21 protein-coding genes are annotated in these 20,066 nt (G+C 64.5%); 12 read left to right on the top strand and 9 right to left on the bottom strand.

Annotated elements, in window-relative coordinates; translation table 11 throughout:
* From G3N99_RS02475 to G3N99_RS02485, 3 genes are all read left to right on the top strand, one after another.
* Nucleotides 1–1,419: an HlyD family type I secretion periplasmic adaptor subunit gene (locus G3N99_RS02475; protein WP_174988360.1), complete on the top strand. Its 1,419-nt coding sequence runs from the start codon at nucleotides 1–3 to the stop codon at nucleotides 1,417–1,419.
* Nucleotides 1,409–2,863: a TolC family protein gene (locus G3N99_RS02480; protein WP_174988356.1), complete on the top strand. Its 1,455-nt coding sequence runs from the start codon at nucleotides 1,409–1,411 to the stop codon at nucleotides 2,861–2,863. The genes G3N99_RS02475 and G3N99_RS02480 overlap by 11 nt, the downstream gene beginning before the upstream one ends.
* Nucleotides 2,864–3,231: 368 nt before the next feature.
* A complete protein-coding gene (locus G3N99_RS02485) occupies nucleotides 3,232–4,233 on the top strand; it encodes an AraC family transcriptional regulator (RefSeq protein ID WP_206121553.1) in 1,002 nt (333 codons plus the stop codon).
* A 282-nt stretch (nucleotides 4,234–4,515) separates the two neighbouring features.
* Here G3N99_RS02485 and G3N99_RS02490 read toward each other — a convergent pair whose 3' ends face one another.
* The 3 genes from G3N99_RS02490 to G3N99_RS41715 all read right to left on the bottom strand — a co-directional run bounded on the left by G3N99_RS02490 (nucleotide 4,516) and on the right by G3N99_RS41715 (nucleotide 5,980).
* Nucleotides 4,516–5,058 carry a carboxymuconolactone decarboxylase family protein gene (locus tag G3N99_RS02490; RefSeq protein ID WP_174932905.1) on the bottom strand — a complete coding sequence of 181 codons (543 nt, stop codon included), beginning with the start codon at nucleotides 5,056–5,058 and terminating at the stop codon, nucleotides 4,516–4,518.
* 139 nt (nucleotides 5,059–5,197) lie between these two features.
* The gene (locus G3N99_RS02495) at nucleotides 5,198–5,419 is read right to left on the bottom strand and encodes a hypothetical protein (RefSeq protein ID WP_011349748.1); all 222 of its coding nucleotides are present in this window, start codon (nucleotides 5,417–5,419) and stop codon (nucleotides 5,198–5,200) included.
* A 63-nt stretch (nucleotides 5,420–5,482) separates the two neighbouring features.
* Complete coding sequence (locus tag G3N99_RS41715; protein WP_241011427.1) at nucleotides 5,483–5,980, bottom strand: HPr family phosphocarrier protein; 498 nt, start codon at nucleotides 5,978–5,980, stop codon at nucleotides 5,483–5,485.
* 128 nt (nucleotides 5,981–6,108) lie between these two features.
* On the opposite strand from G3N99_RS41715, the gene G3N99_RS02505 reads away from it, so the two are divergent.
* Both G3N99_RS02505 and G3N99_RS02510 read left to right on the top strand, forming a co-directional pair.
* Complete coding sequence (locus G3N99_RS02505; protein WP_206121554.1) at nucleotides 6,109–6,453, top strand: zinc ribbon domain-containing protein YjdM; 345 nt, start codon at nucleotides 6,109–6,111, stop codon at nucleotides 6,451–6,453.
* Between the two features lie 43 nt (nucleotides 6,454–6,496).
* Nucleotides 6,497–7,345 carry a spermidine synthase gene (locus G3N99_RS02510; protein WP_206121555.1) on the top strand — a complete coding sequence of 283 codons (849 nt, stop codon included), beginning with the start codon at nucleotides 6,497–6,499 and terminating at the stop codon, nucleotides 7,343–7,345.
* Between the two features lie 33 nt (nucleotides 7,346–7,378).
* Here G3N99_RS02510 and G3N99_RS02515 read toward each other — a convergent pair whose 3' ends face one another.
* Entirely contained in the window at nucleotides 7,379–7,564 is a 186-nt protein-coding gene (locus G3N99_RS02515; RefSeq protein ID WP_174940540.1) for a CopG family transcriptional regulator, read from the bottom strand.
* A gap of 87 nt (nucleotides 7,565–7,651) precedes the next feature.
* Complete coding sequence (locus tag G3N99_RS02520) at nucleotides 7,652–8,416, bottom strand: YoaK family protein (protein WP_174932910.1); 765 nt, start codon at nucleotides 8,414–8,416, stop codon at nucleotides 7,652–7,654.
* Between the two features lie 258 nt (nucleotides 8,417–8,674).
* On the opposite strand from G3N99_RS02520, the gene G3N99_RS02525 reads away from it, so the two are divergent.
* The 3 genes from G3N99_RS02525 (at nucleotide 8,675) to G3N99_RS02535 (ending at nucleotide 11,161) form a co-directional block, all read left to right on the top strand.
* On the top strand, nucleotides 8,675–9,025 hold the full coding sequence (locus tag G3N99_RS02525) for a hypothetical protein (RefSeq protein WP_174988407.1): 351 nt from the start codon (nucleotides 8,675–8,677) through the stop codon (nucleotides 9,023–9,025).
* Nucleotides 9,022–9,234 (top strand): twin transmembrane helix small protein, encoded by a 213-nt coding sequence (locus tag G3N99_RS02530; protein ID WP_006489184.1) that lies wholly within the window; start codon nucleotides 9,022–9,024, stop codon nucleotides 9,232–9,234. Before G3N99_RS02525 ends, G3N99_RS02530 begins: the two co-directional genes overlap by 4 nt.
* A gap of 484 nt (nucleotides 9,235–9,718) precedes the next feature.
* The gene (locus G3N99_RS02535) at nucleotides 9,719–11,161 is read left to right on the top strand and encodes a sensor histidine kinase (protein ID WP_206121556.1); all 1,443 of its coding nucleotides are present in this window, start codon (nucleotides 9,719–9,721) and stop codon (nucleotides 11,159–11,161) included.
* Nucleotides 11,162–11,174: 13 nt separating this feature from the next.
* On the opposite strand, the gene G3N99_RS02540 is transcribed toward G3N99_RS02535, so the two are convergent.
* Entirely contained in the window at nucleotides 11,175–11,648 is a 474-nt protein-coding gene (locus G3N99_RS02540; protein WP_174932914.1) for a thioesterase family protein, read from the bottom strand.
* 231 nt (nucleotides 11,649–11,879) lie between these two features.
* Between G3N99_RS02540 and G3N99_RS02545 the strand changes: the two genes are divergently transcribed.
* The gene (locus G3N99_RS02545) at nucleotides 11,880–12,818 is read left to right on the top strand and encodes a response regulator (protein ID WP_206121557.1); all 939 of its coding nucleotides are present in this window, start codon (nucleotides 11,880–11,882) and stop codon (nucleotides 12,816–12,818) included.
* 359 nt (nucleotides 12,819–13,177) lie between these two features.
* On the opposite strand, the gene G3N99_RS02550 is transcribed toward G3N99_RS02545, so the two are convergent.
* Entirely contained in the window at nucleotides 13,178–14,098 is a 921-nt protein-coding gene (locus tag G3N99_RS02550) for an AraC family transcriptional regulator (protein ID WP_206121558.1), read from the bottom strand.
* A gap of 139 nt (nucleotides 14,099–14,237) precedes the next feature.
* Between G3N99_RS02550 and G3N99_RS02555 the strand changes: the two genes are divergently transcribed.
* A complete protein-coding gene (locus G3N99_RS02555; protein ID WP_206121559.1) occupies nucleotides 14,238–15,203 on the top strand; it encodes an SDR family NAD(P)-dependent oxidoreductase in 966 nt (321 codons plus the stop codon).
* Nucleotides 15,204–15,596: 393 nt separating this feature from the next.
* Entirely contained in the window at nucleotides 15,597–16,814 is a 1,218-nt protein-coding gene (locus G3N99_RS02560; protein WP_174988336.1) for an acyl-CoA dehydrogenase family protein, read from the top strand.
* 65 nt (nucleotides 16,815–16,879) lie between these two features.
* Here the strand turns inward: G3N99_RS02560 and G3N99_RS02565 are convergent, their stop codons facing one another.
* Nucleotides 16,880–18,067, bottom strand: coding sequence for an LLM class flavin-dependent oxidoreductase (locus G3N99_RS02565; protein ID WP_174988333.1), 1,188 nt, complete (start codon nucleotides 18,065–18,067; stop codon nucleotides 16,880–16,882).
* Nucleotides 18,068–18,480: 413 nt separating this feature from the next.
* A complete protein-coding gene (locus G3N99_RS02570; RefSeq protein WP_174940527.1) occupies nucleotides 18,481–19,665 on the bottom strand; it encodes a porin in 1,185 nt (394 codons plus the stop codon).
* Between G3N99_RS02570 and G3N99_RS02575 the strand changes: the two genes are divergently transcribed.
* Entirely contained in the window at nucleotides 19,664–20,029 is a 366-nt protein-coding gene (locus G3N99_RS02575; protein ID WP_174940525.1) for a hypothetical protein, read from the top strand. The two genes, G3N99_RS02570 and G3N99_RS02575, sit on opposite strands and share 2 nt — an antisense overlap.
* The last annotated feature ends 37 nt before the right edge of the window (nucleotides 20,030–20,066 follow it).

The raw sequence follows: 20,066 nt of genomic DNA on the forward strand, positions 1-20,066 counted from the left end.
ATGATCACGAAAATTCAGGCGCTTACTGCGCTGATGGGTCGGTATGCAACCGTTTTCCGCGAGGCATGGCGGGTGCGGCTCGAGAACGATACGAAGCCACGCCTCGCACACGAACGGGCCTTCCTGCCGGCACACCTCGAACTGGCCGAGACACCCGTTCATCCGTTGCCGATGTGGACAATGCGCATCATCGTCGCATTGGCCGTCTTGATCGTGCTGATCGCACTGATTGGCAAGCTCGACATCGTCGCCGTCGCACCCGGCAAGCTGATCCCAAAGCAGCAGGTCAAGACGATCCAGCCCGCACTCACTGGTGTGGTGCGGCGCATTTTAGTGCGTGATGGGCAGCGCGTGCAGGCCGGGCAACTTCTCATGGAACTCGACACCACCCAGGCGGCAGCCGACGCCGACAAGGCCCATCAGAGCCGACTCGATGCCGCACTGACGGTCGAACGCAGCCGTGCGCTACTGCAGGTGCAAACCAAGGGAACGTCACCGATACTGGCGAAAGTCGAAGACGCGAGCGACGAACAGCAACTCGCGGCACAGCACTTCGCCGACGGCATCTACTTCGAATACCGCGACAAACTGAACAGCGCGCAAGCCGAACTGATGAAGCGCGAGGCTGAGCTTGGCACCACGCGGCAGCAGATCGCGAAGCTTGACGCGACCGCCCCGTTGGCCCGCCGGCAGGCAAACGACTACGCGTCGCTGGTGAACGAGAAATACGTCGCGCGCACCGACTATCTGGACAAGGAGCAGACTGCGCTGAACCAGGAACACGAACTGGCAGCGCAACGAAGTCATGCGCAGGAACTAGTTGCGGCGATTGCGCAGCAGCGCGCCGAGATCGCAGCACTCACGTCCCAGTACCGTCGCCAACAACTCGATGCGCTGGACAAAGCGAATCAACAACTCACACAGAGCCGCAACGATGAAACGAAGGCGGATACGCGGCAGAAGCTGCTGAGCCTGACGGCGCCCGTTGCCGGTACCGTGCAGCAACTCAAGATTCATACGCTGGGCGGTGTCGCGACCGCAGCGTCGCCCGTGATGGATATCGTGCCGGACGACACGCTTGAGGTTGAGGCGAATATCGAGAACAAGGACATTGGCTTCGTAAAGGCGGGGCAGCCCGCCGTGGTCAAGGTCGAAGCGTTCCCGTACACGCGCTACGGTTTCCTGCGTGGCACCGTAGAAACCGTCTCTAACGACGCAGTGTCTGATCGTAAGCGCGGGCTGACGTTCCCGATCAGGATTCGTCTCACAACGAACCGGATACGTGCGAACGACACGTGGATCAACCTGACGCCGGGGATGGCGGTATCGGCCGAGATCAAGACCGGTAAGCGCAGCGTCGCGCATTACTTCCTAGACCCGGTGATTCAGACTGGCCAGGAGAGTTTGCGTGAGCGTTAAGCAAAGAACAGCGGTCGCCGGCGCATTCGTCGCTGGTTTATCAATCGCGACCGCGACATGGGCATTCGATCCATTACTAACGAACAGCGCCGTGCCGGCAACACCCGCAGTCGACCTGCTGGGCGGCAGCGACGGAGTATGCACGTTCGGCGCGCTGCCAACGCCGTTGAGACTACAGGACGCAGTTGAACGGGCGCTGTGCAACCACCCCAAGACCCGGCAAGCATGGGCCAACGTCAAGATTCAGGCGGCTGGGGTCGGCGTTGGACGAGCCGGATTCCTGCCGACGATCAACGGTAGTTGGCAGGGTACGCGCGACGTCGCGCGCAATCACGTCACGGGCTATCCGCAGTACGACTCGAACTACGGGAAAAACCTGCAAAACGCGAGCGTATCGCTCAGCTGGGTGTTGTACGACTTCGGCGGCCGCTCTGCGGCGCTGCGCAATGCGAACGAACTGCTGGCAGCCGCGCAAGCCAACCAGCTTGCCGTACTGCAAACGGTATTCGGCACCGTCGCCAAGGATTTTTATGCGGCGCAGGCTGCGCAAGGGACGCTCGCGGCGGCCCGCGAGGTTGAACATACCGCCAAGACCAGTGCTGACGCGGCGACCGCGCGTACTGATCGGGGCGTCGCCGCGATCAGCGATCAGTTGCAGGCGCAAACCGCCTTTGCGGAAGCCGTCGTGAGTCGCACAAAAGCCGAGGCCGACTGGGCAAGTGCCGTTGGCACACTCGCCTCCGACATGAACCTTGATCCTGCGACGCCGATCTCGCTGCCAGATGTCGGCGACGGCGTGAAACCCGATCACGAATTTGGCGACTCGGTGGTAGCGCTGATCGAGGATGCGCGGCAGCACTATCCGGGCGTCACGGCGGCCGTGGCGCAAGTGGCCGCGGCACGAGCCAAGGCGGCGCAGACGCGGGCCGAAGGGCTGCCGCGCCTGAACCTGGTGGCTCAGTACAACTTCAACAACCAGCCGACGAGCTTGCAGCTCGGCTTCCCCGTGTTTCCGGCAACGCATCGGGAATGGTATCTCGGGTTTCAGGTGACGATTCCAATCTTCGAAGGGTTTGCTCGGACCTATCAGGTGCGGCAAGCAGATGCGCAGACGGAATTGCAGATCGATCTCCTGGCCGAGGCGCGGCAGCAAGCGGGGCTGGACGTGTGGAACGGCTACCAGTCGTTGCAAGGCGCGACGAAGAATCTCGATAACAGTGCGAGATTGCTCGGGCTGGCCCAGCATTCATTCGAAGCAGCGCAGCGCCGGTATCAGATCGGCGTGGGCAGCATGCTTGAACTGCTCAATGCACAATCTGCGCTAGCGAACGCGAAGAGGCAGCGGATTCAGGCGCTGACGGATTGGCGATCGGCTCGCCTTCAACTCGCATCAAAACTGGGCCGTTTGGGGATGTGGAGTCTCAGTGAACGTACGCTCCGATAGAAAACAAGCGTCAACTTCATGGTTGAACTACAGCGTTAGGACAGGCGAAGCGCATTTTGACTGCAAGTGGCGAGATAATCCTTCTTATCACGACGGCACGATTGTGAACCGAAACTCACGGCCTGTGCAACGTGTGGGACCGCGACTGCCCACGCAGACATAGTCGATGAGCAGTTGACAGCGGGCTTCGCAATGCGGCGGCCAGTGACAATTTTAATGCGCAATGCGTAACCGACTGAATTCACTACGGTTTCGCCTCCCGTCATCATTGTCGTCCGACCAGTTGACATCTTTACTTCGCAAACGGTGACGACTTTATTTTTGTCTACGATGCGCGCCGCACTTCCGATGTGTCTCCACCACTCGACATGACGCTCGAATCCGACTGGCTGAGCCGCTTCATGGCGCTCGTCACGGTCACCGGGAAGCTCGAAATCCGCTGCGCGTTCGGCGCGCCGTGGGCGATTGCGTATGAGCGATCGCCTGCGTGCGAGATCCCGTATCACGCGGTGCTGCGCGGCCGCGCGATCCTCGAGAATCCCGACGACGGTACGCTGCGAGAACTCGGCGGCGGCGATCTCGTGCTGTTGCCGCACGGCTCCCCGCACGTGCTGCACGACGGCAGTGGGCTGCCGCCGGTGCCGGCGGTCAAGCGGCCCGGCGGGCACGTCTTCATCGGCGAGAACGCGGGCACCGGTGAGCGGCTGGACATGCTGTGCGGGCGCTTCGTGGTCGCGCCGCCGCACGACCGGCTGATCCGGCGCCACCTGCCGGCCGATCTCGTCGTGCGCGCGGCAACGGACAGCCGTACGCCGGACGCGCTGGCCGCCACCGAGCGGCTGACCGCCCTCGTCGAATTGATGCGCGCGGAATCGCTCGAGCAGCAGCTCGGCGGCCTCGCGATCCTGAACGCGCTGTCGGCGGCGCTGTTCGCGCTCGCGCTACGCGCGATCAGCGAATCGGGGCAGGCGCCGACCGGCTTGCTGGCGCTGGCCGGCCAGCCACGCCTCGCACCCGCGATCGTCGCGATGCTCGACGATCCGGCGAAGCCATGGACGCTGCCCGAACTCGCCGCACTGTGCAGCATGTCGCGCGCGACCTTCATGCGTCATTTCCAGTCGAAACTCGGGCACTCGGCCGCGGACCTGCTGACGGACATCCGGATGAGCCTCGCCGCGAATGCGCTGCGCCAGCCATCGGCCAGCGCGGAGGCCGTGTCGGCCGACGTCGGGTATCAGTCGGTGGCCGCGTTTCGCCGCGTGTTCACACGCTGGGCGGGCATGACACCCGGTGACTGGCGGCGCCAATCGCTCGGCGGCCCGCGCGACGCAACCGCATCGGATGACGGCGAGGCCGGCGACGTGGAGTAGGTGCGAAGACGGCGCCCGCGCCGGTTCCATGCAATACATATTGATCAGCCCGAGGTCGATGCGCGGTTCGATGCCGGCCCCATCGCGACGATTGTCCAACGCGATCAACAGCGCGGCAGCCGCCAGCGCATTTCGCCCCGCGCCTCCCGAGCGGGTCTGCGGCCGTGATCGACGAGGAACGCCCGTCGCGGCAACGAGGCCGGCGACGGGCGCGCTCGAAACACGGACGGCAGCCGGCAGCGGGACCGCATGCCGTCCCGCATACCGGCATTGCCGCGGGCTTTACTTCACAGGCGGGAAATCGACGACCGTGTCGTTGATACGGTTGAACGTGTTGGTGAAGATCGTCAGCGCGATCGCGAGCGAGATTTCTGCGAGTTGCGTGTCCGTGTAGCCGGCTTCGCGGATCGCCGCGAATTCGTCGTCGGTGATCGTGCCGCTCGTCCGTTGCAGGTTCAGCACGAAGCGGATCAGCGCGTCGCGCTTCGCGTCGCCGGTGTTCGGCTCGCTCGAACGGATCGCGCGCAACGCGTCGGCCGACAGGCCCGTCATCTTGCCGAGCAGGTTGTGCGCGGCGACGCAGTAGTCACACCCGGTGTCGGCGCTGACGAGTAGCTTGATCGTTTCGAGATCCTGCTTGCTCAGCGTGCCGCCGGCGAGCACGCCTTCGGCGTTGAGCACAGCCGCGAGCGCGTTCGGCGCGAGATGGCCGACGGCGGCGAACAGGTTGGGGACGGTGCCGCCGGCGACCTTGCGGACTTGCGCGTACACGTCGGCGGTTGCGCCGGTGGCGGTTTCGATGGCGGGGATGGCGATGCGGCTCATGACTGGCTCCTGGATCGGAAAGTTGACGCCCGTTCGTTCGGGGTGACTCCACTTTAGAAGCGCAGAACGATCCTCATAAGACGCAAAATCGCCAATGTGATGCTCAAAAGGATCAAGCTGACGCGCCGCCGCTGGCGATCTACTTCCGGCTTTTCAGGAAAGTCCGCCCTTCGGCCGTGATCGACGCGCCGGAGCGGCCGTGTGCGGAATGGCTGACGAAGCCCGCGCTGACGAGCTCACGCGCGATCGACCAGCCGAGCGCCGGCGCGTCGCGCCCGTAGCGGACATCGGCGAGGCGCTCGAGTGCCCAGATGGCGGAGGCCGACAGGTTCGGGGTGTGGGACGTGAAGTTGTCGCTCATCGCTTCCTCATGTAAAGGGGATTCGGGGTGGGCGGGATGCCGTGACATCGATTGGCGCGCGGGTCAGTGCGCCTGGAGCACGGGCAGCAGCGCCTGCAGTGCGGCCTCCTCGTCGGGGCCGGTGGCCAGCACTTGCGCGGACGTGCCGCCGTGCACCTGCAGCGCCACGATGGCGGCGCTGTCCTTCGCATCGCTGCTGATTCCGTTCGCGATCAGCAGGATGTCGCTTTCGAAACCGCGCGCCGCGTTGGCGGCGGCTTCTCGTGCGGCGTAGCCGCGGTTGCGGTTCCACGCGGGGCCGATTTCAACGTACACAACGGTTGCCACGATGTCGGAAAGCCTCTGGACGGAACGTCGGAATCGGTGTGCGGCGCCGGGCCGGCGGTGCGCCAGGCACACGTGAAACGCGCTTTCCCGCACGCCCCGGAGAAGCCGGCAGCGTAGCCGGGGTATGCCATCCTGCGTGGATGTGTCGGCATTCTCGTTGAAACGGGCCGCAAGTCCGGCGAACGGCGCGAAAACGCTGATTATAATACAGCGTTCAATATATGTGTATTGCATTATAATGTCGTGTGCGCCGAAGGCGGCCCGCCGACCCGTCGGCGGGCGCCTGCAGGCCGGCCGGGCGACGCTGCCAGCGCGCCCGGCATTTTTATCGACGACCCAACTCCCCCTGAATGGAAGCTGCAATGAACGCCGCCCCCGCCTGCCCGCAATGCGCGATGGAAAACACTTACCCGGACGGCACGCTGACCGTATGCGCGGACTGCGGCCATGAATGGTCGGCCGGCGCCGGCGCCGAAACGGGCGACGAACCGGCGGGCGATGTCGTCAAGGACGTGAACGGCAACGTGCTGTCGGATGGCGACTCGGTCGTGCTGATCAAGGATTTGCGCGTGAAGGGCTCGTCGATCACGCTTAAGATGGGCACCAAGGTCAAGAGCATCCGGCTCGTCGGCGGCGATCACGAGGTCGACTGCAAGACCGACATGGGCGGCTTCATGCTGAAGGCCTGCTATCTGAAGAAAGTCTGAGCGCGCACGCTCCAATCGACCGTTTGCAATCGACTGCCCGTTCATGGCCGAGGATCGAATTTCCTACGACGCGTTCGTCAGGTTCCTGGCGACGCCGCTGAACGACGGCCGGCCGTTCGTGCTGGCGACGCAGCACGCGCTTTCGCTGCACTTCGACCATTTCGGCACGCAGAGCTTCATGTCGCTTCGGGATCCGGGCCGGCTCGAGCTCGGCTATACGCGCGTGATGATGGGCTTTCTGCTGCTGCAGCCCGAGCCCGCGCACATCTGCATGCTCGGGCTGGGCGGCGGGTCGCTGGCGAAGTACTGCTACCGGCACTTGCCCGGCGCGGCGATCGACGCGGTCGAGATCAACCCGGACGTGATCGCGCTGCGAGACGTTTTCAGGATTCCCGCGGATGACGGCCGGTTCAGGGTGGTATGCGCCGACGGCGCGGATCATCTGGAAAGGGCGGATGTCAGGACGGACGTGATCCTGCGCGACGCGTTCGTCGCCGACGGCATGCGGGGCCGCTGTGCGGGCGCCGCATTCCTCGCTGCATGCCACGAGCGCCTGAGCGAAACCGGGGTGCTGGCAATCAACTTCATGGACGACGATCCGGCGCTGCCGGCGCATCTCGAGCAGTTGCGCTCGGTGTTCGGTGCGTCATATACGCTGGTGCCGTGCGGCGACGACAACAACTTCATCGCGTTCGCATGGAAGGGCGGCAACCGGCTGCCGTCGCTGCGTGTCCTGCTCGAACGCGCACTCGCGTGTGCACGGGCCGGCGAGCTCAAGCTGGCGGCCACGGCGAGGCGAATGAAGGCCGGGGAGGGTGTCGACCCGCAACGGCTGGTGATGCGTGCGCAGCCGCACGGGCGATGGGAAATCGGCGGCGTAACCGCCACGTAGGCGCCGCAGCCGGCGCGGCCTGTACGGCCGCGCTTACTTCACGCGCTTGCCGAGCGCGCTCTTGGTCTTGTACGTCACGCCGTGGCGGTCGAGATACTCGCGGATCAGTTGCCGCACGACTTGCGAAGGCGTGAGATCCTGCTCCGAGCAGAGCATCTCGAAGGCTTCCTTTTTCGCGGGGTCGATCAGGACGGTCAGGCGGGCGGTTTTCGTTTCCATTGCGGGGCGAGGGTGGTCGGTATGTTAATCAAATTATAATCGATCCATCTTCGGCGCCACCGCCGAAAATACGCGCCTGGTGCGCGATCAGCGCCTGCTCCTGCTGCGGAGCAGCGCGAGCAGGTCGTCGATCACCGGCACGATCGCGAGCGTGACGAGCACCGCGGCAAGCGGCACGGTCGATACGTAGCCGACATGCTTGAAGCCGATCGCGCCGGCCAGGCCGCCGATGAAGAACGACGTGAGCATCGTCGCGTGAATCCGCAGTTTCGAGCGGTTGGCGACCACCGCATGCGCGTCGACGTCGACCGCCGACCGGTTCCAGTAGAACAGCTTCCCGAGCTCGATGCCGAGGTCGGTCACGATGCCGGTCATGTGCGTCGTGCGGATCTCCGCGCCCGACAGCTTCGTGATCGTCGCGTTCTGCAACCCCATGATGAAGCACAGCAGCGTCACGGTCACCGGCACGAAGAAGGTTTCCCACAGCGCGAGGTGGCTGCCGAGCAGCCCGAACAGGAGCAGCAGTGCGGCCTCGACCAGCAGCGGCAGCATGAACTGGCTGTGCAGGCCGCGGCGGCGGCCCCAGTTGACGAGGATCGCCGAGCAACTGGCGCCGATCAGGAACGACCCCAGCGAGCTGATGCCGGCCAGCACGAGCCGCACGTCGCCGAGCGCCGTCTGGTCGGCGATCGCCGACACGATGCCGCTCATGTGCGACGTGTATTGCTTGACCGCGAGGAAGCCGCCCGCATTCGCCGCGCCGGCGACGAACGCCAGCGAAAACCCGAGCTGACGGTTCGCGGTCGCGCTGCGGTGTTTTCCCGTCAGGTTTCGAAAGTACTGCGCTGGCATAGGGGCTCGGGGCTTCGCTCAATCGCCGCGGATCGCGGGCGCGGACGTGAAGACCGGCACCGGGCGGCAGGGCGGGCACGCCGCCTGCGCACAGGTGCCGGGTCAGTCGAATCATGTGACGAACATGATAATGCCATTATCATACGCTGTTAGCCGAATAGGGCTTTCAGTACAATGTCGTCCGACGCGGCCGGACTGCGGTTTCGCTGCCGCATGGCCGCGCCGCGCGCCTTCGCGATCCCTTCTGCCCACCGTTTCATGACCCCGATCAAGTTCATTCTTCGCTACACGGCGATCCCGTTCACGGCCATCGTGGCTGTGGTGATCTGGACTGTCATACCATCGTCGAAAGAGATCGATGCGAGACAATATGCGGCGCTGTCGCGCGCGTACGCGAGTTTCCCGCTGCCGTTCCGGCGCAAGATCTCGGAAACGATGGACCACGGCCGGATCAACGACCGGCGCTACCAGGCGCTCGTGCGCGATTCGCTGGGCAATGGCGTCGCGCTGGACTGGCCGGCGTCGGGCGTCGGCGGGCTCGCCGACGAGCGGCAAAAACTGGCCGAACTGATTCAGGCCGATTCCGATCTTCAAGGGCATCACCAATGAAAACTCTGCTGGTTTCCGTGGCATTCGCGATGATCATCGCGAGCCTGATCTTCGCGCTGTATTTCATGAATCACGATCGCGGCAAGTCCAAGCGGATGGCGTGGTCGCTCGCGGCACGCGTCGGGCTGTCGGTCACGCTGTTCCTGTCGCTGCTGATCGCTTACAAGCTGGGCTGGATCGAGCCGACCGGGTTGCCGATCGGGCGCTGAACGACGGACGCCCCGTTGCATGCGGGGCATTCGCGAAAACGCGAGTTTGGTTCAATGATCGAGCTATTGTGATAAGAATACTTATCCTGATGTCGTGGATGTGTGATCAGAAATCAGGTTTCGTACAACGCGCGACAGAGGCTGCCAACGCTGCAACCACCGCAGGGGAGTTGACACGGGTCTTCGCAAGACCACGGCCAGTGACAACGTGAGCTCGCGACGTGCAACCTCATGAATTCACGGGGATTTCGCACCTTCCGGCCAATGTGGGCCGGCGAAGTGACAACCTTGCTTCGCAAACGGCGACGAGTTTGTTTTGGCCTACGCTACCCGGCGCCCGCGCGATCAACCATTCTGATGCGCGGAGGCGCCGTGGACAAACCCGCCGCGCTCGCCCGGCTGCCGCGGCGTGCTACTCTCGCAAATGGCACCGGCCAAGGCAGTTCAGTGGTGCGCGACCAGTGAACATGGTGGATTCACGCATATGTACTCGATCTTGCCCGCGTTTGTATCTGCGTTGTTTCTCGGGTTTGGCCTCTACGTGCTGGCCACCAAGGGTCTCACGCGGATATCCGTCCCGTTCGCCCTGATGTGCGCGACGACCTTCGTCTGGCAGGGAACGTGGGCCTTCCTGTTCCAGACGACCGATGCTGACGTCGCCAACGTGTTGGTCAAGGCCGGCTATCTGTTCATCCTTTTTCTGCCGACGACCTTCTATCATTTCGTGACGGAGGTCGTGTCGCGTCAGGACGAGCGGCCGATCATATTCGCCTCCTACGGACTCTGCGTCGTGCTGGCCGTGCTGCTGGTCACGAGCAATGCGGTCGTCGATGGATTCCGCCTGCATTTCTTTGGCCCGTATCCCAAGGCGGGCCCGCTGCATCCGGTGCACGTCGTGCAGACGGTATTACTGGTCGGCCGCAGCGCTTGGCTCCTGATCGAGGCAAGGCGGCAGGGGCTAGCGCGAGACGTCCGGCAGTTGCTCACTCAATGTCTCGTCAGCCTGGGCCTCTACTCGCTCGCGGCGACCGACTATGCGGTGAACTACGGCGTCGAGTTCTATCCGGTGGGCGTGCTGTTCATCGCGATCAGCCTCGGGATGCTCGCGACGTCGATCGTCCGCTACGGCCTGATGGGCCCCTATCTCCTGGCGGCGACGGTCGCGCACGAAGTGGCCACGCCGCTGGCGGCGATCGGCCTGCACGCGGACGAGCTGCGCAACGTCCTGCCGGTGCTGCTGCGCGGGTATCGGCTGGCGGTGGAGCACCGGTTGTGCGCCGACGGGTTGTATCCCGGACAGCTGGAGCGGCTACCGACGCTCGCGTCGTCGATCCGGCGCCAGGTCGACACCACGAGTACGGTGGTCGAGATGTCCCTGGCGTCCTTTACGCTGGACCGGCTCGATCGCCACAGCTTCGCGGCCTATTCGATACGGGCCTGTGTCGACGCCGCGGTGGATCGCTTTCCGTTCCGTCCGGGTGAGCGAGACCGTGTATCGGTCGACGCGATCGATACGGACATCCGGTTTTTCGGATCCGACTCGCTCGTGATCTTCGTCATCTTCAATTTGCTGAAAAACGCGCTGTACGCGATCCACGCAAGCGGCAGTGGGCAGATCGAGATCGACGCTCATCGCAGCAACGGTTACTGCGTGGTGCGTTTCAGCGATTCGGGCCCTGGCATCGCCCCCGATGTGCTCCCTCAAATCTTCGACGCCTTTTTCTCAACCAAGTCGCACGGTCGCGGCGCCGGCATGGGCTTGAGTTTTTGCCGCCGCGTATGTGAAGCGCTCGGTGGCACCATCACGTGTGAATCCGTCCCCGGCGTCCGGACCACGTTCACGATTCGGCTGCCGGAGCCCGGTTCGCCGGCGGATGACACATTGCGCGATCCGCCGGCGCTTCCCCGGCGCTATCGCATCGGGTAAGTCGGTCTCACATTCAGTTCGCGGTGGACGGCAGGATCAGTTCATACGCCTTGACCCGCTCGATGATGCCCGGCGGAAACCGGCGAATCCGCTTGTCGGAACCAGCAAACACGATTTGCTGATACCCCAGCGACACCGGTCGTCCGTCAACGTAGAAGCGAAACAGCAGATAGGCCGAACATTGCCGAACCTCGAACGTATTGAGAAAGCAATCGACACGCTGGAACGGAAACGTTTCCTGGACGTATTCCTGATGCGCGCGCTTCGTCACGAACGCCCCGCCGGCTGCCAGCAGGTTGTTGTGGATGCATTCGTGAAACCAGCGTTCACGGCACACGCCCTGCCATTCGAAGTAGCGTGCAAAATAGGTGTTCATGAAGGCATTGGAATCCTTGAGGTAAATGTCGACCACGTGGTGGAAGGTTTTCTCGGACTGATGTGCCGTTTCGTTGGAAAGGACGTGAAGAATCGCGTCTCGCGTCAACATGGATAACTCCTTGAATCGCTACTGGCGGTAGCTGCGCATTCCTTCAACGAGAAGGAATGGCCCGATTCTCCCCGTGCAAATCTGATGAGCGGCGCGTTTGAAACATGGCGAATTGGCAAATGACGAGCAGTTGATGTGCGTCCCACTTTCGCCGGATAATTGCCGCGATCGTCATTCGCGGTAAAGCGTCTCCCGTACCGCATCTTTTTCTGCTGATTTATCGAGATTCGTATGCAACCCTTCGTTAGGCAGCCGGTGCTTTATCCCGTGTCCGTGGTATTCGTCGACGACAATCCGGATTTCCTGCAGGCGCTGCGGGGCGCATTTCCGGACGAACGCCTGAACCGCTTTTTTTCGCATCCCCAGGCGGCGCTCGACTTCGTGTCGTCGCGTGATGCGGAGACGCCCCCCATGGCTGCGGACTATTTCGGTGCGGAGAAAACCGGCGGGAATGCGATCGGCGAGGATGCGCTGGCCGATCCCGCCCGGTTCGAGGCGGTGGGCGCGGTGGTCGTGGACTATTCGATGCCAGAGGTCGACGGCATCCAGTTTCTGACCTCCATCCGCAACGCGAACTGCACGAAAATCCTGCTCACCGGCATCGCCGACGAGCGCGAGGCGGTGGCCGCGTTCAACGCGGGGCTGATCGATTGCTATCTGAAGAAAACCGACGTCGAGATGGCGCGCAAGCTGGCAACCGCGCTGGACAACGCGAAACGCAAGTGCTGCGCGGCTCGCGGGCACATCAGCCTGCATGAAGCGGGGGCGACCTACCGGGATCCACGGATCGTCAAACTGATCGATGAGGTGGCCGCGCGGGAAGGCATCGTCGAATACTACTGGCGCCCCAATCAGGACGCGGTGCTGATGTTCGATGCCGCCGGCGCGCCAAGTGTATTTCTCGCCTGGAGCGAAGAGGACTGGTCGTTCCACTGCGATATCGTGTCCGACGCGGGCGGGCCGGCCGAATTGCGCCAAGGCATGGAAGCGCGCCGCATCATGCCGCTATTCTGGCCATCCCAGGCCTATCGGCCGGGCCCCGCTGACATTCGCTGCGCGGCCCCGCTACCCGTTCCGGAATGGCCCGGCACGTCTTATAGCTGGATCCGTCTGGATGATCCGGCCACCGAGCGCGAGTTGCCCACATGGGCAAAATGGCGTCATGCGTAAGCGATCATCCGCCCATTTTCAAACGAAAAGGATCGGCGAGGCGGTGCTGTCGTCGACTCGGTAGCCATTCGAATTGAAATAATCCCTGTCAATGTTGACAGTTATCGGCGGCACGGGATTTTGTTCTAATTGCACCTTATTCCGAGGGCCGCCCATTTTTCCATTAGACGGCACATCCGTTCCGAGCAGACCGTTGACCAACGGTCTGCTCGCGCTCCCAATATCGATCGATTCTCGATCTGATGTTGTCGTTACGCTTCACGCAAGCCGCTGCGACAAACGATCCATAAATTTCAGACTGTTCGGCGTGAAACGCTGGATCGGACATGTATCCGACCGACAGGGTTTTCAACGGCCCGCTAATCACCCGACTCGCTCGCGAAGTCATGGCGATACGCGCGGGGAGAGCAACCCGCGATGCGCTTGAACGCATGTCCGAACGCGCTATCCGAGTCGTAGCCCAGCCTCTGCGCGATCGCCGAGATCGACGCGTTCGAGCGTCGTAGCTCCCGCATTGCGAGCTGCACGCGCCAGCGCAGCACATATTCGAGCGGCCCGAATCCCAGCCGCCGCTTGAAATGCAGTGCGAACGTCGAACGCGATACGTGGCAGCAGGTCGCGAGTTCGTCGACCGTCCAGCGTCGCGCAGGCTGCGCATGAATGGCGACGAGTGCCGTGCTCACCCGGGCGTCCGCGAACCCGGCAAGCCAGCCGACATCGCTGTTCGCGCCGTCATCCACGTAACGACGCAGGATCTCGACCAGCATCATGTGACCGAGATGTCGAACCATCAACGACGCCCCCGGCGATGGCTTGCCGAATTCATGTGCGAGCCGCTGCAGCGCCCAGCGCAAGACCGCCGCCTGCTCGGAGTCGCCGCTTACGATGACCACCGGCGGCAGGCTGCCCAGCAGCAGCGGCATGCCTTCCTCGTACGAGAAGCGGCCGCCGATCAGGAAGCAATTCACCGGTTCGCCATGGTGCGCGATACCGCGTTCGACGTTCCGGTACACGTCGGCGGCAGGCACTGGCGGAACCGATGGATCGCTCGCCAGCGAAAATGCCCGCGGCGATGCGAGCAGGAAGCAGTCTCCCGCGCGCAGCTGGATCGGCGGCCCGGCGCCATCGACGGTCAGCCAGCAACTTCCTTCGACAACCGCATTGAACTTGATTCCCTCGGGCGGCGGAATGGCCACCGCCCACTCGCCGCCTGCTCTCAGGCCGGTGAAATACGAGTCGCGCGTTTCCAGCAGCGACAGCACTTCCGATAGCGGATCCACGCTCAAGCTCCGGACGATCTCGACGAAAAACCGGATTCTATTGCATTCACAGTCCGGGAGCATCGTCGGAGAATGACTTCGTGCAGTGACGCGGCCGACAGGCGGGCGCGTGCTTCACGCATCGTTCCAGGAGCCTTCAATGACGAGCAGGCAACACCCCCTTCATTCCGGATTCGGCGCCGCATCGACGGCAAGCGACGTACTGGTCGATCTCGACCTTCACGGCAAGACCGCGATCGTCACGGGCGGTCATTCGGGTCTCGGCCTGGAAACGACGCGCGCGCTGGCGCAGGCTGGCGCGACCGTCATCGTCGGCGCACGGAGTGCCGATGCCGCACGCGAAGCAACGCGTGGCATCGCCGGTGTGGAGATCGCGGCGCTCGACCTCGCCGATCTCGCGAGCGTGGCGGCATTCGCCGCGCGGTTCGTCGACGCGCGCCGCGGCGTGGACATCGTCATCAACAGCGCGGGCGTCATGGCGTGCCCGGAGACGCGTGTCGGTGATGGCCGGGAAGCGCAGATGGCCGTCAATCATCTTGGCCATTACGCGCTCGTCAACGGACTGTGGCCCATGCTCGCGCAGGGCGACGGCGCCCGCGTGGTTGCGGTGTCGTCGCTCGGGCACCGGCTGTCGCCGATTCGATGGGATGACGTCCAGTTCGCGCACGGCTACGACAAATGGCTGGCGTACGGGCAGTCGAAGACCGCCAACGCGCTGTTCGCCGTGCAACTCGATGCGCTCGGCGCCCCGTTTGGCGTGCGCGCCTATTCGTTGCATCCGGGCAAGATCGCGACACCGCTGCAGCGCCATCTGACGCGCGAAGAGATGATGGCGCAGGGCTGGGTGGACGAGCACGGCGAGCCAATCGATCCGACCTTCAAGACGCCGGCCCAGGGTGCGGCAACCCAGGTCTGGGCGGCAACGTCGCCGCGCCTTGCCGGGATCGGTGGTGTCTATTGCGAGGATTGCGACATCGCGGTTGTCACGCAGGGAGACGAGGAATCGGGCGTGCGGCCGCATGCGATCGATCCGGAGGAGGCGGCGCGTCTGTGGGCGTGGTCCGCGGAGTTGACCGGGATCGATGCCTTTGCGGCGCGGCGTTGACGTTTGAGCGCTCATGGCGGAATGCACGGCCAGTGGCAGCAACAGGGTCATACGGCCGGTGCGGGATCCCCGCGCGGCCGCTTATCCCGGGGGCCGCGCGATCGGGCTTGACCCGAATCAGGATTCACCGGGGGGCGGAGGTTGCCGCCCGCATCGTGACGGCGGCGATCGACCGGGTTCATGTTGGACACGCGCGGCCGTGCAGCGCCGAGGCATTCTGCAAGGGTGCGACGGTGCGCGACCATTCCCTGCATACGCATAACAAAAGCTGAAATCGGTTTTTCACGCGCTACGCGTGCGTCCCTATACTTTGCGAGGCTGCGCAGGCAGCGATTCGCACATGCCGCAATCGCACGATGCAGCGCCCGATCTTCTCGAACAAGGACTTGCCGAATGACTGCCCGTGATGCCGTCGATCCGCGCGACGCGTTGCGCGACGCGCTTGCCGCGCTGCCCGATCTCGCGAATGCGATCGGGCAGGATGCCGCGCGACGCGAGGCGCGTCGCGAACTGCCATTCGAGGGTTTCGCGATCTTTCGTCGCTCGGCACTGGGCGTGCTGCGGATTCCGGTCGAGCGAGGCGGCCTCGGCGGCACGCTGGTCGATCTGTTCGACACGATCGCGACGCTGGCCGCCGCCGATTCGAATCTCGCGCACGCGCTGCGGATCCACTACGACCAGATCGAGACGCTGCGGCTGTCGCCGCGCACGCCGTTCAACGACGTACAGCTCGAGCGGGCGCTGGCCGGCGCGATCTTCGGCGGCGCATCGACCGAGCGCGGCACGTCGCGTCCCGGCGAGAACACCACCGTGCTGCGCCGGGACGGTGACCACTATCGCGTGACGGGCCGCAAATACTATTCGACCGGCACCGCGTTTGCCGATTTCGCGCGCATCAACGTGGAGAACGAGCAGGGCGATGCAGTCGCCGTGATCATTCCCGTCGCGCGGGACGGCGTGCAGGTGCTCGACGACTGGGACGGCATGGGCCAGCGCATGACCGCGAGCGGCAGCCTGTTGCTGAACGACGTGCAGGTGTTCGCGGATGAAGTGGCCGCGCGCGACGGTTCGACGCTCGTCGGCCGCCATTGCGGTGCGCTGCGGCAGCTGCATCTCGTCGCGACAGGCGCGGGCATCGTGCGCAACGTGCTTGCCGATGCGCGCCGCTACGTGCTCGCGCACGGCCGCCCGGTGCTGCACAGCCCGGCGCCGACCGCGCGCGACGATCATTTCATCCAGCAGGTCGTCGGCGAGCTGTCCGCGCACAGTCACGCGATCGACGGGCTCGTGCGCGAAAACGCACGCGCGCTCGACCGTTCCGCCGACGCGATCGAAGCCGGCGACGCCGATGCGCATGCCCTTGTGCTCGACAGCGCGCTCGCAACGGCACGCACGCAGCTCATCGTCAGCAAGCTTGCGCTGCATGCGGCGGAGCGGCTGTTCGAAGTCGGCGGCGCGTCGGCGACGGCGCGCGAACACAACCTCGACCGGCACTGGCGCAACCTGCGCACGATCTTCAGCCACAACCCGCTGCTGCACAAGGCGCGCGTGATCGGCGACTACGAGCTGAACGGTGTGACGACGCACCTGACCGAAGGCCGCGTGTTCTGACGCAGCCGCGCCGGTCCGGCGGGTAGGAGCGTTACGACGCGCGACGACGCATTCACTGCCTCGCATCAGCGCCGCAGACCGGCGTCGCGCAGCAGCGGCAGCACGTGCTCGCCGAAGAAGTCGAGATCGGGCTTGAAGTCGTAGAAGCTCAACTGGATGCCGTCGACGCCCGCGCGATGCAACCGCACGATCGTATCTGCGACTTCTTCCGGCGAGCCAGTGATCGAGATATTGCCGCCGATCGCGCGCGAGGCAGCCTGCGAGCGCTGTTCGAAGCCGCCTCGCCACGCATGTGCGTCGCTGTCGAAACGGTGGAAGCTGCCTTCGTCCGCGTGCGCGACGATCGCGTCGCGGTACGCACGCGCTTCGGCCGCTGTCTCGCGGCAGATCACGAGCGGGTTGAGCAGCGTGCGGATCGCCCGGCCGCGCGCCGCGGCGGCTGCCTTCACACGTGCGGTATGCGCGGGCAGCGCTTCGATCGCCTGTTCGGCGTCCGTGCCGGCCGGGCTGGTGACGAACACGATGTCCGAATAGCGTGCGGCGAAGTCGATGCCCGCATCGGAGCCTGTCGCGTTGATCAGCAGCGGGCGGCCATAGCGGGGCTTGGGTGTCACGAATGCGCCGCCCAGCCGCCAGCTCGACAGTTCGGGCGTGTAGCTGAAATTGTCGGGTTGCGCCCACAACTGCTGGACCGCATCGACGAACTCGGCGGCCATTTCATAGCGCCGGTCGTGTTCGATCCGGTTCCAGCCGAACATCTCGTGCTCGACTGCGCGATGGCCGGTCACGACGTTGATGCCCCAGCGCCCGCGCGAGATGTGATCGAGCGTCGCGGTGAATTTCGCGAAATGCAGCGGATGCCATGGCCCGTAGAGCACGTGGCTCGTCGCGACGAGGATGATCCGTTCGGTGCGCGCGGTCAGTGCGGCCAGTGTCATGAACGAGTCGAGCGCGTGGCCGTCGAACACCCCACCGTAGCCGCCTTTCGGCAGCCACTGCGACAGCGCGAACACGAGATCGAAGCCGAGTGCCTCCGCGCGCGCAACCAGGTCGGCGTTGTAGTCGAACGTCCAGTCCGTCGTGCGCGGCAGCGTCGATGCGCTCCAGCCGCCGGCCTGGATCGGCAGGAACAGCCCGAGCATCAGCGGTTGCGCGAGGACGCGCGACACCGGGCTGTCGGGGAAATCCGCCGGTGAGCGAACGTCGACGAACGGTGATGGTGTGACCGGAGTGGCGAGGGCGGTGTCGCTCATGATGGTTTCCTTGCGGGTTGGGCGCGCACTGCACGATGACGCCGGGCGCTGCAGTGGATCGCATCGTGTTCGAGCGACCCCGGTGCGCCGCAGGGCGGCGACAGCAACGGCGCGCCTGCCAGGCGTGTCCGCAGCCGCACGGAGGGTAGATAGCGTGGGTCGAGCGGCTGGCTCGCGAACGTGCCGCCGGCAGGCGACATCATGCGGTGCGTGCCCAACCGCTGCCGCGCTGGTGCAAAGCCGCGCGCCGGCTGCTGCGCGGCGCGCGGGAAGGGACACGGGAGTCGGTCACGGTCGAACGCATATCGCACGCGAGGGAAACGCCCATTCTCGGCAACCGGGCCCGGCGCGACAAACAACGATTCCCGCTTTGCTTATCGCACCACGCTGCGCCGCGCCCGATGCGCGTGCCGTCAGAACTTCACGCGCAGCCCGCTGACGAACGCGACCTGCCGATTCGTCGACGACGCGCTGCCGATGTTCGAGATCGCCGCGATCGAGCGATAGCCGCCCGCGGTTGCCGTGCTCGGATCGCCGGCCGCGAGCTGGTAGATGCCGGACAGGTAGAGATCGGTGCGCTTCGACAACGCATAGTCGAAACCGAGCGTGAACTGATGCCAGCGCGGCTTCAGCGTCTGGCCGCCGGTGCCCGGCAGGCCGCTCGCGCGCCCGTCGGTGAACGTGTAGACGCCGATCAGCGTGGCCGCCGGCGTGATCTGGTAACGCGCGTTCACGTCATAGTTGTTGAACTTGCGCGACGAGCCGTCGAGATAGTCGAGTTGCGTGTGGCTCCACGCGAAGCCGAGCGTCGCGCGGCCGAGCGCGTAGTTCGCGCCCACCACGCCGATCTGCTGCTTGAGCACGCCGCCGTTCAGCCCGTAGAAGAATCCGCCGCTGTAGTCGTTGCCGGTGGTGGAGGTCGCACCGCCCACCGCGCCGCTCGTATTCGACGTCGAATTCGGATGATTGATGCGCACGTAGCCGGCGCCTACCGACAACGGGCCGTTCACGTAGTTTGCCGACGCGCCCCATGCGTTGTTGTTCGAGAACCCGGTGCCTGCGCCACCGTTGGCCTGGTTGCTGAACGCATAGAGCAGGTCGGCCGTGAAGCCGGCGATCGTGTCACTGCGGAACTTCACCGCGTTGTTCAGCCGGAAGCTCTGGTTCATGTTGTCGTTGTCGCCCACGTGCGTGGCCGGCGACCAGAAGCCGGACCCCGAGTACTGCGCGACGAGGTCGGTGATCGGCTCGTACTGGCGGCCGAAGGTCAGCGTGCCGAGCCCCTTGCTCGCGAGGCCGACGTACGCCGAGCGGCCGAACAGGCGGCCGCCCTGGCCGAGCCCGCCGTCGCTCGGCCGGAACCCGCTTTCGAGCGTGAAGACCGCCTGCAGGCCGCCGCCGAGATCTTCCACGCCTTTCAGGCCCCAGCGGCTGCCGCTCAGCTTGCCGCTCGTCTGCTGGATGTTGCTCCCGCCACCCTGGTTGTTCGTATAAGCGAAGCCGGCATCGACGACGCCGTACAACGTGACCGAACTCTGCGCATGCGCGCTGACCGAACCGATCGAAACCAAACCCAGGACTACCGTTTTTTTGATCATGACTATCCTCTGTTTTTATGGGTACCTCAGTGAGGATCACGATGCTATTGACGACGATCGTGCCGACGAACGGTCGATCCGTGGTATGCAAATCGCTGCGCGGCCGATTTGCAATGTGTGTTGCCGCAAGCCCGGCATGTGCGCCGCGATCGCGTCCGCGACCCATGCTGCGGCGACCGCATCGCGCGAACGGCGAACGTCGCGCGCCGGATACGTGCGGGCGCCGTCATATCGATCGATGAAATCGTTCGATGTGCGCAATACAGGCGGCCCGGCGCGCGATGTTTTTACGCAACGCCTGCTGTGCGACGAGCGGCCGATGCGCTACGTGCGCCCGCATATCGATTCCGCAAAACGTTGGTAGGGCCGTGCGGCGCAGGACGGTAGAGTCGGGCATCCGG

Source organism: Burkholderia sp. Ac-20392, assembly GCF_017104585.1.
GTDB classification, from domain to species: domain Bacteria; phylum Pseudomonadota; class Gammaproteobacteria; order Burkholderiales; family Burkholderiaceae; genus Burkholderia; species Burkholderia lata.